Genomic DNA, 14,386 nt, shown 5'->3' on the forward strand with positions numbered 1-14,386 from the left:
ACACTCTTATACATTCTTAAAATATATTTTTATAACTTATTCGGATTTTTGCCAAAATGGTATAATCCCAACAAAACAAAAGGACAGACATGAACGAACTTGAGCTAAAGATGCAGGGCAAGATAGATAGGCTAACAGACAAGACCTTTAAGCTAGATCCAAGGATCGGCGAGGGCTACTTTACTGCGAAATATTTTCTAAAAGTAAATGAGATAATTAAGCAAAACTTACCAGATCAGCATGTGACGATGCAGTTCTTTCAAAGGCGCGATGATATCGTACTTTGTGGCATCGACGAAGTTTTAGCCGTCATCAATAAATTTGCCAAAGACCCAATCGAGCTTGAAATTTATGCGCTTAATGATGGCGATGTCATAAATGCAAACGAGCCAGTTTTAAAGATAAGCGGCAAGTATGAAAATTTTGGCTTTTTAGAAAATGTGATCGATGCGACACTTACTAGAAGAAGCTGCGTAGCGACAAACTCAAGAGATGTGATAAGAGCGGCAAATGGAAAGGACGTTTTTAGTATGGCGGATAGGCAAGATGACATCTGCACGCAACCAGGCGACGGCTATGCATCATTTGTAGGCGGTATCAAAAAAGTCGCTACTGACGCTCAGGGCGAGCTTACGGGGCTAAAAGGTGGTGGCACCATGCCTCATGCGCTTATTCAAATGTGCGGTGGAGATATAGTAAAAGCCTCAGAAATTTATGCTAAAACCTTTGAAAATGAGAAGGTCACGGCCTTAGTGGACTATAACAACGACGTGATCACAGACGCATTAAGAGCTGCAAATGCCCTAAAAGAGAGGCTTGGCGCAGTTAGAGTTGATACTAGTAAAAATTTGATAGATAAGCATTTTGAAGACAAAGATACGAGTAAATTTGACCCGCACGGCGTTTGCAAGGAGCTTATATTTGCCCTAAGAGAGGCGCTTGATAAAGCTGGCTTTAAGCATGTTAAAATCGTCGTTAGCTCAGGATTTAATCCGCAAAAAATGAGCGAATTTGAGAAATTTAACACCCCAGTTGATATTTACGGCGTGGGAAGCTATCTTGTTAAAAATGACATTTGTGGCTTTACAGGCGATCTAGTCGAGCTAAACGGCAAAAGTGAGGCTAAATTTGGCAGGAAAAATTTCGCTTCAGATAGACTAAAAAGAGTTAAATTTTAGGAGAAGAGATGAAATTTATAAAAATTTTAACGTTTATAGCACTTTTGCTCTCTAGCTGTATGGCTGCAAACTACGCTAACGCCTTTGAAAAAGTTGGCATCCTTGAAGACGGCGTTTACCGCTTTAGCCAAAATGGCATAGGAGTCAAAAAAGACCTGCTTGTAAAGGTGATCTCAGTGCAAAACTTGGATAGCTCACGCAAAAAGATCATCTCCATGCTAAATATCCCTAAAAAATCTAAAATCACAGACTTTAAAACAAGCGATGCAGGCGTTATAGTCTGGCCATTTTACGAGTTTGAGGGCAAATTTATAACGACAATAATCGTTGAAAATATAAAAAAAGAAGATAGCGATCAAAAACTGATTAAAATGCTTGAACTTAAGCATCCATTTTACTCAACGATCCTCGCTCGAAGAAAAGGTGCTAAAGACGCCATAGACGTGAAATACGTGCTAAATTTCAAAGAGGCAAAGCTGGTAAAATCGTTTAAAAACCACCCTTAAAACTTTATTTTAAATAAATTTCATTAAAATGGCGTAATCAAAAAAAGGATCATCTTTGCATAATCTAAAAACCATAAACGTCGCTCACTCGCCGGACGCTGACGATATTTTCATGTATGCCGCGGTCAAATTTGGCTGGGTTAGCAGTAAAAATTTAGCCTTCACATCAAAGGCGCTTGATATAGAAACGTTAAACGAAGAGGCGCTAAAAGGCACTTATGAGGCAACGGCAATTAGCTTTGCCCTCTATCCTAAAATTTGCGATGAATTTGCACTTTTACGCTGTGCGGTGAGCTTTGGCAAAGGATATGGCCCAAAGCTTATCAAGCTAAAAGATAAACAACTAAAGCGAAATTTCAAGGTCGCGTTATCTGGCAAAAACACGACAAATGCCCTGCTCTTTCGCATAGCCTACCCAGAGGCAAGGATCGTTTATAAAAATTTCCTTGAGATCGAAAATGCCGTGCTTAGCGGCGAAGTCGATGCTGGCGTGCTCATACATGAAAGTATCTTAAATTTCTCTGACCAGCTCTGCGTAGAGCGTGAAATTTGGGACATTTGGAGCGAGCTAAATGGCGAAAATTTACCGCTTCCACTTGGTGGCATGGCGCTTAGACGAAGCCTACCCATAACTGACGCCATCGAGTGCGAGAGGGTGCTTAGCGAGGCCGTTAGGATAGCCACTTCGCACAAGCCATTTTTATCTCACATGCTAATGGAGCGAAATCTCATCAGAGTTGGCAAAGACGAGCTTAAAACGTATCTAAATTTATACGCAAATGACGAGTCAATAAGCATGAATGAAACTCAGCTAAAAGCACTAAATAAGCTCTATCAAATAGGCTACGACAAAGGCTTTTTTGAAAAGCCAATCGACGTAAACGACTACTTAATCCCAACTGAATACAACGAAGTAAGGTTTAGCTGATGCAAAGTACGCTCGTCTCGCTTGGAGTTGAAACCTTTAAGATCGCCCTTTATATCAGCCTTCCGATGCTGTTAAGCGGCCTAATAGCAGGTCTTATCATCTCCATCTTTCAAGCGACCACGCAGATAAACGAAACCACGCTAAGCTTTGTGCCAAAAATTTTGCTAGTCGTCGTTGTTATCATATTTTTAATGCCTTGGATGATCTCGATGATGGTTGAATTTACCACTCGCATGCTTGATTTTATACCGGAATTTATCCAGTGACGAGGCTTGTTGATTTTTCTAAATTTACCTCAGTTAGGATAGGTGGCGTTCATAAAATTTTCGAGGTAAATAGCCTTGAAGACCTAAACTCGCCTCACTTTTTAGGCGCTGTGATGATAGGCGGGGGCAACAACCTTCTTATCTCGCCAAATCCCCCAAAAATGGCGATGCTTGGCAAGAGCTTTGACTATATAAATTTAGAACGTATCGGCGAGAAAATTTACCTTGAGATAGGTGCTGCGACAAAATCCGCTAAAATTTATAACTTCTGCAAACAAAACAACATAGCTCACCTTGAGTTTTTAAAAAATATCCCAGGCATGCTTGGCGGACTTATAAAAATGAACGCTGGACTGCTTAAATTTAGCATAAGCGACAACCTCACGCATGTGCGTCTGGCTCGTGGCTGGGTGAGCAAAGATGAGATAAGCTTTAGCTACCGCCACAGCGGCATAGATGAGGCCATTTTGGGAGCTAAATTTGAGCTTTCTAGTGGCTTTGACGCGAGCGTTTCTGAAGCTATAAGCGCAAAAAGGGCAAATCAACCAAAAGGTGCTAGCTTTGGCAGCTGCTTTGTAAATCCTGAGGGACACTTTGCAGGGGCGTTGCTTGAGGCAGTTGGACTAAAGGGACACGTGATCGGCGGAGCGAAATTTAGCGAAGAGCACGCAAATTTTTTGATAAATTTTAACCACGCAAGCTTTGAAGACGCCACTAGCCTTATAAATTTGGCTAGAGCTAGAGTTTTAGAGAAATTTGGCGTAGAGCTTAAGACTGAAGTTTGCATTTTATAAGGATGATGATGAGTGAGTTTTTAGCAGAAGTTTTAACACTTTCTATTTTATTTATTATGATTGGTTTTTATGCCGTTTATAGGGCTAAAAAGGCGCAAAGCGAGCATGAGAAAAATGTGGCCAGTTATGATAAAAATCTGCTAAATTTTGCTCAAATTTTAGGTGTGCAAAACTACATCGACCTAGTTAAATTTGATGAAATTTTAGCCCAAGCCTTAAAAGAAAAACTAATTTTTAAATTTAATAAATCTACCTCGCAAGAGAAATTTATCTCTTTTATAAAAGATGAGAATTTCAAAACCAAACCCCAAATTTCTCAAAACAGTATCGATGAAGCTTTTTTAAATCTTTGCGCAAACTCGCTTGTAGAGCCGCTTAAGCTTGCGATACTAAAAAATGAAGATCAAATTTATGGATTTTTATTTGAAAAAGAGCAGCTTTTTGCTCTTATTGATAGCGCTGCGCTACTTGGCGAAAATATTATAATTTGCGAGTAAATCAAGTAAAATTCATCTCTTTTTAGATAAAATCAAGCCAAATTTCAACTATAAGGTAAAAAATGGCAAAAGAAAAAGATAGTGACAAAAAGATAGCTATCCCAGAGAGCGAAGCGGACAAGAAAAAGGCGCTTGAGCTTGCACTAAAGCAGATCGATAAAGCTTTTGGCAAAGGCACGCTTTTAAGACTTGGCGACAAAGAGGTTGAGGCCATCGAGTCGATACCTACTGGCTCGCTAGGACTTGATCTGGCTCTTGGCATAGGCGGCGTCCCTAAAGGCAGGATCATCGAGATCTACGGACCAGAGAGCTCTGGTAAGACCACGCTCACACTTCACATCATCGCTGAAGCGCAAAAAGCTGGCGGAATTTGTGCATTTGTCGATGCAGAGCACGCACTAGACGTAAAATACGCTTCAAATTTAGGCGTAAATACCGACAACCTTTACGTCTCTCAACCAGACTTTGGCGAGCAGGCACTTGAGATCGTTGAGACACTTGCAAGAAGCGGTGCGATCGATCTTATCGTAGTTGATAGCGTCGCTGCTCTTACTCCAAAGAGCGAGATAGACGGCGATATGGGCGATCAGCACGTTGGTTTGCAAGCAAGGCTTATGAGCCAGGCGCTTAGAAAGCTAACTGGAATTTTAAGCAAGATGAAGACAACTGTTATCTTCATCAACCAAATTCGTATGAAGATCGGTATGATGGGATATGGCACGCCAGAGACCACAACTGGTGGTAATGCGCTTAAATTTTACTCATCTGTAAGGATCGATGTAAGAAAGATAGCCACACTTAAACAAAACGACGAGCCTATCGGCAACCGCACAAAAGCAAAAGTCGTTAAAAATAAGGTCGCGCCTCCATTTAAAGTAGCTGAATTTGACATCATGTTTGGCGAGGGTGTGAGCAAAGAGGGCGAGATCATCGACTATGGCGTAAAGCTCGACATCATCGACAAATCAGGTGCGTGGTTTAGCTACAAGGCCGAAAAACTAGGTCAAGGTAGAGAAAACGCTAAAGCCTACCTAAAAGAGCACCCAGAAATTTCTGATGAGATAGTAGCGGCGATCAAAGGCTCAATGGGGATAGATCACCTAATAAGTAGCGGCGCAAAAGACGAAGACGACGACACAAACGAAGCAGGAGATGAATAATGGTATTTATTGAAGATGTAGAAGCTCACGAGGTTTTAGATAGTAGAGGCAACCCAACAGTCCGCGCGACAGTTAGACTAAGCGACGGCACCGAGGCAAGCGCGATCGTACCAAGCGGCGCAAGCACTGGCAAGCGTGAGGCACTCGAGCTTCGTGACAAAGACGAGAGATACGCTGGCAAAGGCGTACTAAAGGCTGTTTCAAACGTAAATGAAAAGATCGCTGAGGCGATAATCGGCCTTGATGCTTACAACCAAAAGGCAGTCGATGAAGAGATGCTTGAGCTTGACGGCACGCACAACTACTCAAATTTAGGCGCAAACGCAGTTCTAGGCGTATCTATGGCGGTAGCTCGCGCAGCTGCAAAGAGCCTAAATATCCCACTCTACCGCTATCTTGGCGGTGCAAACGCTAGTATCTTACCAGTGCCAATGTTTAACATCATAAATGGCGGCGCACATGCAAACAATAGCGTTGATTTTCAAGAATTTATGATCATGCCATTTGGATTTAGCACATTTAGCGAGGCACTTAGAGCTGCGACTGAAATTTATCACAAGCTAAAATCTATCCTAAACGCAGCTGGCCACAGCACTGCCGTCGGCGACGAGGGCGGCTTTGCTCCAAATTTAAAAGACAACGAAGAGCCATTAAAGCTCATCTGCTTAGCTGTAAAAGAGGCTGGATATGAGCTAGGCAGCCAGATAAAACTTGCTCTTGACGTCGCTTCAAGCGAGCTTTACAAAGATGGCAAATACGAGCTTGAAGGCAAGAAATTTAGCAGCGACGAGCTCATTAGCTACTACGAAAAACTTTGCGAAAAATATCCGATATTTTCTATCGAAGATGGCCTTAGCGAGGATGACTGGAGCGGCTGGGCTGAGCTTACAAAAAGGCTTGGCAGAAAGGTGCAGCTAGTTGGCGACGACCTTTTTGTTACAAATGAGAAAATTTTACGCGAAGGCATCGAGAAAAATATCGCAAATGCGATCTTAATCAAGCCAAATCAAATAGGCTCAGTCACGCAAACTATGCAAACTGTCCGCCTTGCTCAAAGAAATGGCTACCGCTGCATAATGAGCCACAGAAGCGGCGAGAGCGAAGATGCGTTTATCGCTGACTTTGCGGTCGCACTAAACACTGGCGAGATAAAGACAGGTGCCACTTCAAGAAGCGAGCGCAACGCGAAATACAACCGCTTGCTCGAGATTGAGCTTGAGGCAGGTGAGTTTTTAGGGGATAATATTTGAGCGAAATTTTAGATGAATATGGCAAAGAAGATGGCATATTTCATAAAATCATAAAATTTGTTCGGCCGACATTACGCTACGTCATAGCCACCATTTGCGTGGCTATGTTTGCCTTTTACGTGGGCAATATGATGTTTGGCAAACGCTCACTTGACGTAATGCTAAGCCTTCAGAGCAAAAAAGAGAGGCTTAGCGAAGACGTGGAAATTTTAAAAAAAATGAACGCGCGTCTACAAAAAGATTATTTTGAATTACAAGGCCTTGAGCCAGACTTTAATAAAAAGTAGGAATGATGAAAAAATTTTGGTTAGTTTTATCTATATTTGCAGCAAGCGTCTTTGCTAGAGAGAACCCATTTATGCCTATTAGCGAGCTAAATACAAGCGTTATGACAACAAATATCATAGAAAAATTTGATAGCTTTGATTCTCTTTCGTTTAAATTTCCAAGCGATGCGGCACTTTTACTAGATGTCACTATAAGATATAGAGCAAATGACGGCACCATAAAGGAAAAAAGACTAGCTGATATAAATAAAACTATCGATTACAGCGATGAATTTGCTTTAAATAAGGTAAAAAATCCAGAACCAGTCGTGGCAAAAAAGCTAGATGTTTCAGTCACAATGGCAAATATGCCTAGTCAAAAAGTAAGCACTCCTGTGATAATAGAAAAAAATGAAACTAAAATTTCAAATAAAGATAGAAATAAAACTTCAGATATGCCAACTCCAAATGTTGTAGTAATCGATCTTAGCACAGACAAAACAAAAGAAACTACCATAAAGCCTGAACAAAAGGTGGTCGAAATAAAGATTGAGCCTAGTGCAAAGCCAGTTGATAGTGTCAAAAATGGAAAAGATGTTAAATTTCTAGGTTTTATAAGCTTTCTAGCCAACGACAAAGAGCTAAAAATCGCTACAAAAGCTAAGAATTTAAAGCATTTTACTTATGAGAAAAATAAGATCGTGCTTGACTTTGCAAGGCCGCCAAGAAGCTTTAAAACTAAGAGCTTAAAACTTGAAAATGAACATTTTAAAAATGTGATCATAGGCTGGCACGATAGATATTTCAGAGTGGTTTTAGAGCTTGATAAGATGCATAAATATAAGCTTGAAGCCGCTGAAAATGGATATTTGCTTAAGCTTTTATAGTTGAATTTTAAAAAGATTAGATTTTATAAAATTTCAAATATAATACTTTTCAAAATAAAAATTTAAGGCTATTGGTTTGAAATATCCGCTTGATTGTAAAGATAATTTTGAAAACTCATTTATATTTTGGCTCACTCGCTACGTCAAATTTAAACTTAGCTCACTTTCAAATAAAGAGCTTAGGGATCCAAAGGCACTTGCAAGTGTAAATTTCGCTCTAAGCCGCGAGATAAAGAACATTGATCAGCTTGATGGCTTGGTAAAAAGCGCGAGAAACGCAGGACTTACTGGCATAAATACCTACTTTAATCCACTTAAAAAAATATATGAAACGATGAAATTTTACGAGCTTAGCAGCCTAAAGCAGATCGATGAAGAGCTACTAAGCGAAATACTAGCTAGTACAACTGGCGGACTAAGCGATGCTAGTAAGAAAAATTACCGCATCTCAGTGATAAATTTCTTTGCGTTTTTAGACAAACAAAACGAAGAGGATGGCAAGGCCCATGTTTTTGATATAAATTTAAAAAACTGGGGCGGAGTGAGCGGTAACAAAGGGCAAAAGTTGCCTGAGTTTATGGGCGAAGATGAGGTCAAAAAATTTCTAGATGCGATCGAAGAAAGTGACTTTAAGCAAAACTCAAATCGCAATAAGCTCATAATAAAAACGATAATTTTTACTGGCATTCGTGTGAGCGAGGCTCTAAATTTAAAGCGAAAGGACATCACTGAAGATGGCGATCTTTTTATCATTAGGATCCGAGGCAAAGGTAACAAATACCGTATCGTTATGATAAAACGTCACCTAATAGAAGCTCATCTAAATGCGATCGCAATAAATTATATCAACAAAGAAGGCTATCTTTTCATCAATAAAAAAGGCACCAGGCTTACGCAGGCTTATGTTAGCCGCATAGTTGAGCAAATTTTATTTAAAGCTGGCATCAGAAAAGAGAAAAATGGTGCCCACATGCTGCGCCATACCTTTGCAACGATGCTTTACAAAAAGCAAAAAGACCTTGTTTTGGTACAAGAAGCTCTTGGGCATGCAAGCTTAAATACCTCAAGAATTTACACTCACTTTGATAGCGACAAACTAAAACTTGCTGCAAAGGTAGCTGAAGATTTAGCGGGAGAGTAGATTTTGCTTCTTGTGTAAAAAGCCACAATAAACAAAGCTTTATGAGAAAACTTATGCGTGATTTATAAATTTAGATAAGTCCACCTAGTAGTAAGATTTATTGGGATTTAAAAACATCTTTCATATAAATACAATGAAAAAATGATGGCAAATTTTAAGAACAAATAGTAACTAAGAAATAAAAATTTAAAGCTCTAGTTTATATTTAAGATTAATAAAAAACCTTTTAAAAATTTATATCCCAAACCAACAATAGCCATTTTTATAAATCAATCATCAGATTTAAGGGCTAGTAAAATTTTACCAGCCTGCTAAATATCAAAGTTTATTTGCTACTTTAAAGAGTCTTACAGCCTGCTCTGCTGTCATCTTTAAATTTCTAATCGCGACATCTTTTCTCATAGCTTCTTCAAGACTCACTGGCTCATTTAATATACAAAAATAGGCATCAATCCCATTTTTGTGGCAGTCTTTGGCACATTTTTGTACGCTTCCAGCAAATGCGATCACTGGCTTATGATACTTTTTGGCTAGTTTTGCAACCCCAGTCGGAGTCTTGCCCATTGAGCTTTGAAAGTCCATACGGCCTTCACCAGTGATGACTAGATCAGCCTTTTTGATCTCATCCTCAAGTGCGATGGTCTGCGTAATGATCTCAATACCTGGTCGAAGTTTCGCTCCCAAAAATGCCACGAATGCAAAGCCAAGTCCACCAGCGGCACCAGCGCCTTTTTGTATGTGAAATTTACTATTAGTCTTTTCCTTTACAAGAGTTGCAAAGTGTTTTAGCCCATCATCAAGCTCTTTTACCATACGGCCATTTGCACCCTTTTGAGGGGCATAAACATGGGCTGCTCCATTCATGCCATAAAGCGGATTATCTACATCGCAGGCGATTAAAAATTCGCAATCCTTTAGCTCTTTTAAAGCATCTTCATCTGTAAACTCATAAATTTTGGCTAAATTCTCGCCTTTTCCTTCAAGCAAAGCACCATTTTTATCATAAAATTTAAAGCCAAGTGCGCTAAGCATGCCTGTACCAGCGTCATTTGTCGCACTTCCGCCGATGCCAATGATAAATTTTCTAGCACCTTTAGCAATGGCATCTTTTATCATCTGACCAAAACCAAATGTGCTAGTTTTTAGTGGATTTCTCTCGTCTGGATTTATGAGTGTAAGGCCAGAAGCACTTGACATTTCAAGTATTGCAAGGTCATCTTTTAGTGCATATCTAGCTAAAATTTCAACTCCAAGTGGATTTTTAACTATCGTATCTATAAATTTCGCACCAAGTGCATCAGCCATCGCCTCTACACTACCCTCGCCACCATCTGCGATAGGTTTAACAACAACCTCGCAGCCAATCTCTTCTAGTCCTTCTTTTACAGCAAGGCCCGCTTCAAGCGAGCTAAGCGAGCCTTTTAATGAATCAATCGCAACTAAAATTCTCATAAAAGCACCAAAGATAATATGTAAACGCTAATTATACCAACGATACCCATTATAAACGTCATAGCTGTTTGCGTGCGATATCCTTGTTCTGCGCTCATCTTGCTAAAATTTGTCACAACCCAGAAGTAGCTGTCATTTGCATGAGATACGCACATCGCACCAGATGCTATCGCCATGACGCAAAGTGCAGCCGAAAGCTCGGTCGTAAAGCCAAGTGTGTGCATGAGCGAGTTATCAGCACTAAACGCACCCATGATAGATGCTGTCGTGATGATAGCCACGGTCGAGCTTCCTTGGGCAGTTTTTAGTACGGCCGAGATAATGAATGGGAAGAAAATTCCTATCGCTTTTATGGCGGCTGCGTTTTCTTTTATGAAATTTACAAAGCCAGCCTCGGTAATAACGTTACCCAAAACACCGCCAGCTGCAGTGATAAATAGGATCGGTCCAGCAATCTTTAAAGATTCATTCGTGATATGGTCAAATTCTTTTATCTTTTTAGACTCAGCTAGTAAAAATACGCAAAAGATCACGCCGATTGCAAGAGCAATGATAGGATTTCCTAAAAACAAAAGTATCTTTGGCAAGAGAGCCGTTTTATCAAACATGCCTTGTTTTGCTAAAACATCGACAATAGAACCAATCGCCATAAAAATGATAGGCATGATGATAGGAGCAAGGCTCAAAAATCCACTAGGTAGCGTGCCAAATTTCTTTAAAAGCTCTTCGTAACTAGCTGTGATAGTAGCGTCAGCATCTTTGTCGCTGATAGTCACGCTTTTGCCAACACTCTTTGAAAAGAAATAAACAGCTATCAACACAGGCACTGAAACGACTGTTCCCATAATGATAACAAGGAGTAAATTGCCGCCAAGACCAAGTGTTCCTGCAGCTGCTATCGGACCAGGAGTTGGCGGGATGAAGACGTGAGAAGCGTATAGGCCGCCACTTAGAGCGACTGACATCGCGACTGGGCTTGCTGAAATTTTCTTATAAAGTGCCTCGCGAATAGAGTTTAAAACGACAAATCCACTATCGCAAAATACCGGAATGCCGACAACCCAGCCCATTATAAGCATAGCAAGCTCTGGACGCTTTTGTCCGACTAGCTTTACGACCATATCAGCTAGCTTTAAAGCAGCTCCCGTTTTTTCAAGCACAGTGCCGATGATCGTTCCAAAGATAATAACGATACCGATACTCTTAAATGTGCCACTAAAGCCAACACCTATCATCGCTGGGATTTTGGATAGATCGATACCTGCGACGATCGCAAGAACCAAAGAAATGCTCATAAGTGCCAAAAATGGATGCACTTTTAGCTTAGAGATCATAACGATCATAAGTATGATGGCTACAATAAAACAGACAATTAGTGAGATTCCGCTCATAAAAACTCCTTTGCTCTGAGATTTTGCTTAAGATTTTAGCAAAATTTGCTTGTATTTTTTCTAATATTTTTAAGTTTTTTGATTAATTAAATTTTTTGACATATTTGAGTAAATTTATGACTATTTGCCTAAATTTAGCCATTTTATAAGTTTAAAATTTTTAGCTTATTTTAAAATAACAAAACCAAGACCAAATTTATCAGTATGCCTATTATAATCAATCAAACTCTCGCCATATCCCGTAAAATACTGCAAATAGCCATAAACTCCTGTTGAGAAAATAGGAAACATATATGAAATTTCAGCAGCACCTTTATTTGTTTTATAAAAATATAAGTTATTTCTTAGCATCAGGCTAAAAATGTGATCATTAAGGTTGTAGCTAAGCCTTACATCGCCATGCCCGATGTATTTTAATATATCTTTATTGTCACCCTTATTGCCCACTACCATCCAAGCTCTTGGTGAAATGCTAAGCTTACCAAAAACAAAATCACTTTGCACATAAGCTCTATTCCAGCTTCTTGAATTGCTACCATCTCGTCCATTTGACTCATGCAAAAGTCCAAATTTTAGGTTTTTTATGCCTATTTGCTCCAAATATTTTGGAGAAGCAAAATTTAGAAAAATTTCTGGCTGATAGTTCGTCTCACGAAATGGCGCAGATGTCCTTGTTATCTGCCACCAAGATGTCTGCGCGTAGGCTGCTACAAGGCTCTCTCTAAGCCCAAACAGGTCATAAAACAACGGCTTTGCAAGGCTTATTTGAAACTTAGTTTCAACGCTCTTTCGCTCATCGTTTGGCACATTTTTGGCATAAGTTACTGGCAAAAGGTAGTTAAATTTATAAAGCTCGATACCAAGTGCATTTTGTAAATTTTTATCACTTTTATCTTCTCTTAAAAGATCAGCTTGCTTTAGCTTCGCCTCTTTTGGCGCTGACTCGCTTGTTTGCAAATTTTGCATCACGTTTTGCTCGTTTAAAGAGCTTTTGGCTAGCTCTTTATAAATTTGCATCGCAGCCTTTATATCGCCACTTTGCTCCAGCTCTTGCGCCCTTTTAAAATCATCTAACCCACTTGCTATCAAAAAACTAAGACTAAGACTTAAAAATAATAAAATTTTACTCATCATCTATCTTCTTTTCTTGGATTTTCTTTGCCATTTCGTATTCGTCAGGGAAATTTATGTTAAAAAACTGCTCACTATCTTTAAAATTTACTACTTTGCATTTACAGCTTTTTCTCAAAAGTCCGATTTTATGCTCATTTTTTAAATAAAACTCATGAGCCAAAGTGGCAAGCCTTGGGCTAAAAAAACCACAAAGCGAGTGAATGTGCTCATTATCACTAGCCACAACCATGTCAAATTCATCTTTAAATTTAGCAAGCTCCTCTAAGCTTTTAAGATCAAAAAATGGCATATCAGCTGGTATCACAAAAATGCTATGATCAAAATTTTTAAGAATGGAGTAAAGTGCGAGCATTGGCGAATAGTTATTGCTATTTTCATCTTTTATAAGCTTTAGTGGCGGGCTAAATTTCTCAAATTTTGAGCTTACATAAACTTCGCCAAAAACTTTGCTAAATTTCGCAACCTCATAATGAGTAAGCGTCTTAAAACCACCAAATGGCAAAAGTGTCTTATCTTGCCCCATACGCGAGCTTTTGCCACCTGCTAAAATCACGCAAGTTTGCATTGCTGTCCTTTTAATTTTATAAAATTACAAAAGTATAACCAAAATTTCTGCATGCTGGTTTTAAATTTATAGACAACTCATTAAAAGGCTTGTTAACTTGAGCGTATTTTAATAAAAACAAGAATAAACATGGCAAATTTAGCGGTAAACCAGCTACTACAACTCTTTCAAATTTATAGACGGCTTTATTTTTTATAAATTTCAGCCCTCTCTTTTAAAAGACCAGTTTTTAAATTTGGCAAGGAACTAAGCTCGTCAAAAAGGCCAAAAAGTTTGTGTTGTGGTGGCAAGCTAAGATGAGTGAGCTCTTTTAGAGATAAAATGGGTGAATAATCTTTGCTTTTTAGCCTTGCTACTAAGATCACGAGGCTGGTAAGCCCTGGCATTGGGCGTAAAAACTCTAAGCTATCTATGTGGATAAATTTTGGCGAAAGTCCGTCACCGCAGATCTCAAGACTCTTTAAATTCTGTAAATTTGCAAACAATGAGTAGTCATTTATCTTTTGAAAATTCTCAACGCATAGATTCTCAAGTCCGGTTAATTTAGCGATCGGTGCTATACTTTTCACTCTTGCTCCTGAGCCTATAAAAAGAGATTTTAGATGAGAGAGGCTAGCCAGTGCGTCAAGCTCCTCGTATGAGCCCCATTTGATATGAAGGCTTTTTAAATTTCTTTGACAGCACACCGCATCAAGGAGCTCTTGCGGCATTTTTGTGCAAAAGTTAAGCTCGTTAAACGTGTCTGGCTCGCTTCTTAAAAATTCACACCACTGATCAAGCACGGCTCTTTTTTGCTTCGCGGTTTTATACTGTGGCGTAAAGCTATCGCCTAGCTGCGTGCAGCTTATGATAAGGCTTTTTTGCCCTTTATATTCGCTAACTTCGACGATAGTATCGATATTTTGCATTTTTAAATCCGAAATTTATAAATTTATGGTGATCAAAAACAAAAGCCGTAAAGTTTTAATATA

Annotated in this window: 16 protein-coding genes; 11 read left to right on the forward strand and 5 right to left on the reverse strand. The window is 39.3% G+C overall.

What is annotated here, in order from left to right; translation table 11 throughout:
- Positions 1–89: 89 nt before the first annotated feature.
- The 11 genes from CVT15_RS08410 to CVT15_RS08460 all read left to right on the forward strand — a co-directional run bounded on the left by CVT15_RS08410 (position 90) and on the right by CVT15_RS08460 (position 8,873).
- Positions 90–1,178 carry a nicotinate phosphoribosyltransferase gene (locus tag CVT15_RS08410; RefSeq protein WP_103577316.1) on the forward strand — a complete coding sequence of 363 codons (1,089 nt, stop codon included), beginning with the start codon at positions 90–92 and terminating at the stop codon, positions 1,176–1,178.
- A gap of 8 nt (positions 1,179–1,186) precedes the next feature.
- The gene (locus CVT15_RS08415; protein ID WP_103577317.1) at positions 1,187–1,684 is read left to right on the forward strand and encodes a chemotaxis protein; all 498 of its coding nucleotides are present in this window, start codon (positions 1,187–1,189) and stop codon (positions 1,682–1,684) included.
- A 112-nt stretch (positions 1,685–1,796) separates the two neighbouring features.
- Positions 1,797–2,612, forward strand: coding sequence for a menaquinone biosynthesis family protein (locus CVT15_RS08420; protein ID WP_230854000.1), 816 nt, complete (start codon positions 1,797–1,799; stop codon positions 2,610–2,612).
- Positions 2,609–2,878 carry a flagellar biosynthesis protein FliQ gene (gene fliQ, locus CVT15_RS08425; protein WP_223154231.1) on the forward strand — a complete coding sequence of 90 codons (270 nt, stop codon included), beginning with the start codon at positions 2,609–2,611 and terminating at the stop codon, positions 2,876–2,878. Before CVT15_RS08420 ends, fliQ begins: the two co-directional genes overlap by 4 nt.
- Positions 2,875–3,672: a UDP-N-acetylmuramate dehydrogenase gene (locus CVT15_RS08430; protein WP_103577319.1), complete on the forward strand. Its 798-nt coding sequence runs from the start codon at positions 2,875–2,877 to the stop codon at positions 3,670–3,672. The genes fliQ and CVT15_RS08430 overlap by 4 nt, the downstream gene beginning before the upstream one ends.
- A gap of 8 nt (positions 3,673–3,680) precedes the next feature.
- Positions 3,681–4,169, forward strand: coding sequence for an addiction module antitoxin (locus CVT15_RS08435; RefSeq protein WP_103577320.1), 489 nt, complete (start codon positions 3,681–3,683; stop codon positions 4,167–4,169).
- Between the two features lie 62 nt (positions 4,170–4,231).
- The gene (recA, locus tag CVT15_RS08440) at positions 4,232–5,329 is read left to right on the forward strand and encodes a recombinase RecA (protein WP_002940852.1); all 1,098 of its coding nucleotides are present in this window, start codon (positions 4,232–4,234) and stop codon (positions 5,327–5,329) included.
- On the forward strand, positions 5,329–6,579 hold the full coding sequence (gene eno, locus CVT15_RS08445) for a phosphopyruvate hydratase (protein ID WP_103577321.1): 1,251 nt from the start codon (positions 5,329–5,331) through the stop codon (positions 6,577–6,579). Before recA ends, eno begins: the two co-directional genes overlap by 1 nt.
- Positions 6,580–6,683: 104 nt before the next feature.
- On the forward strand, positions 6,684–6,866 hold the full coding sequence (locus CVT15_RS10240; RefSeq protein WP_180378667.1) for a hypothetical protein: 183 nt from the start codon (positions 6,684–6,686) through the stop codon (positions 6,864–6,866).
- A 5-nt stretch (positions 6,867–6,871) separates the two neighbouring features.
- Positions 6,872–7,732 carry an AMIN domain-containing protein gene (locus CVT15_RS08455; protein ID WP_103577323.1) on the forward strand — a complete coding sequence of 287 codons (861 nt, stop codon included), beginning with the start codon at positions 6,872–6,874 and terminating at the stop codon, positions 7,730–7,732.
- Between the two features lie 76 nt (positions 7,733–7,808).
- On the forward strand, positions 7,809–8,873 hold the full coding sequence (locus CVT15_RS08460) for a tyrosine-type recombinase/integrase (RefSeq protein WP_103577324.1): 1,065 nt from the start codon (positions 7,809–7,811) through the stop codon (positions 8,871–8,873).
- 318 nt (positions 8,874–9,191) lie between these two features.
- Here CVT15_RS08460 and CVT15_RS08465 read toward each other — a convergent pair whose 3' ends face one another.
- The 5 genes from CVT15_RS08465 to CVT15_RS08485 form a co-directional block, all read right to left on the reverse strand.
- The gene (locus tag CVT15_RS08465) at positions 9,192–10,325 is read right to left on the reverse strand and encodes a glycerate kinase family protein (protein ID WP_103577325.1); all 1,134 of its coding nucleotides are present in this window, start codon (positions 10,323–10,325) and stop codon (positions 9,192–9,194) included.
- Positions 10,322–11,716: a GntP family permease gene (locus CVT15_RS08470; RefSeq protein WP_103577326.1), complete on the reverse strand. Its 1,395-nt coding sequence runs from the start codon at positions 11,714–11,716 to the stop codon at positions 10,322–10,324. Before CVT15_RS08470 ends, CVT15_RS08465 begins: the two co-directional genes overlap by 4 nt.
- Positions 11,717–11,881: 165 nt before the next feature.
- Complete coding sequence (locus tag CVT15_RS08475) at positions 11,882–12,847, reverse strand: phospholipase A (protein WP_107898257.1); 966 nt, start codon at positions 12,845–12,847, stop codon at positions 11,882–11,884.
- A complete protein-coding gene (locus tag CVT15_RS08480; protein WP_103576437.1) occupies positions 12,840–13,415 on the reverse strand; it encodes a molybdenum cofactor guanylyltransferase in 576 nt (191 codons plus the stop codon). Before CVT15_RS08480 ends, CVT15_RS08475 begins: the two co-directional genes overlap by 8 nt.
- 185 nt (positions 13,416–13,600) lie before the next feature.
- Positions 13,601–14,323 (reverse strand): hypothetical protein, encoded by a 723-nt coding sequence (locus tag CVT15_RS08485; RefSeq protein ID WP_107898226.1) that lies wholly within the window; start codon positions 14,321–14,323, stop codon positions 13,601–13,603.
- Positions 14,324–14,386 lie beyond the last annotated feature (63 nt).

The sequence above is a fragment of the Campylobacter concisus genome (assembly GCF_003048595.2).
Lineage (GTDB): Bacteria > Campylobacterota > Campylobacteria > Campylobacterales > Campylobacteraceae > Campylobacter_A > Campylobacter_A concisus_L.

Excerpts from the sequence above, each read along its gene's own strand:
- CVT15_RS08415 (WP_103577317.1), top strand. The coding sequence starts at position 1,187 with ATGAAATTTATAAAAATTTTAACGTTTATAGCACTTTTGCTCTCTAGC.
- CVT15_RS08410 (WP_103577316.1), top strand. The coding sequence starts at position 90 with ATGAACGAACTTGAGCTAAAGATGCAGGGCAAGATAGATAGGCTAACA.
- recA (WP_002940852.1), top strand. The coding sequence starts at position 4,232 with ATGGCAAAAGAAAAAGATAGTGACAAAAAGATAGCTATCCCAGAGAGC.
- CVT15_RS08475 (WP_107898257.1), bottom strand. The coding sequence starts at position 12,847 with ATGAGTAAAATTTTATTATTTTTAAGTCTTAGTCTTAGTTTTTTGATA.
- CVT15_RS08470 (WP_103577326.1), bottom strand. The coding sequence starts at position 11,716 with ATGAGCGGAATCTCACTAATTGTCTGTTTTATTGTAGCCATCATACTT.
- CVT15_RS08480 (WP_103576437.1), bottom strand. The coding sequence starts at position 13,415 with ATGCAAACTTGCGTGATTTTAGCAGGTGGCAAAAGCTCGCGTATGGGG.
- eno (WP_103577321.1), top strand. The coding sequence starts at position 5,329 with ATGGTATTTATTGAAGATGTAGAAGCTCACGAGGTTTTAGATAGTAGA.
- CVT15_RS08455 (WP_103577323.1), top strand. The coding sequence starts at position 6,872 with ATGAAAAAATTTTGGTTAGTTTTATCTATATTTGCAGCAAGCGTCTTT.
- CVT15_RS08435 (WP_103577320.1), top strand. The coding sequence starts at position 3,681 with ATGAGTGAGTTTTTAGCAGAAGTTTTAACACTTTCTATTTTATTTATT.
- CVT15_RS08420 (WP_230854000.1), top strand. The coding sequence starts at position 1,797 with ATGTATGCCGCGGTCAAATTTGGCTGGGTTAGCAGTAAAAATTTAGCC.
- CVT15_RS08465 (WP_103577325.1), bottom strand. The coding sequence starts at position 10,325 with ATGAGAATTTTAGTTGCGATTGATTCATTAAAAGGCTCGCTTAGCTCG.
- CVT15_RS08485 (WP_107898226.1), bottom strand. The coding sequence starts at position 14,323 with ATGCAAAATATCGATACTATCGTCGAAGTTAGCGAATATAAAGGGCAA.
- CVT15_RS10240 (WP_180378667.1), top strand. The coding sequence starts at position 6,684 with ATGTTTGCCTTTTACGTGGGCAATATGATGTTTGGCAAACGCTCACTT.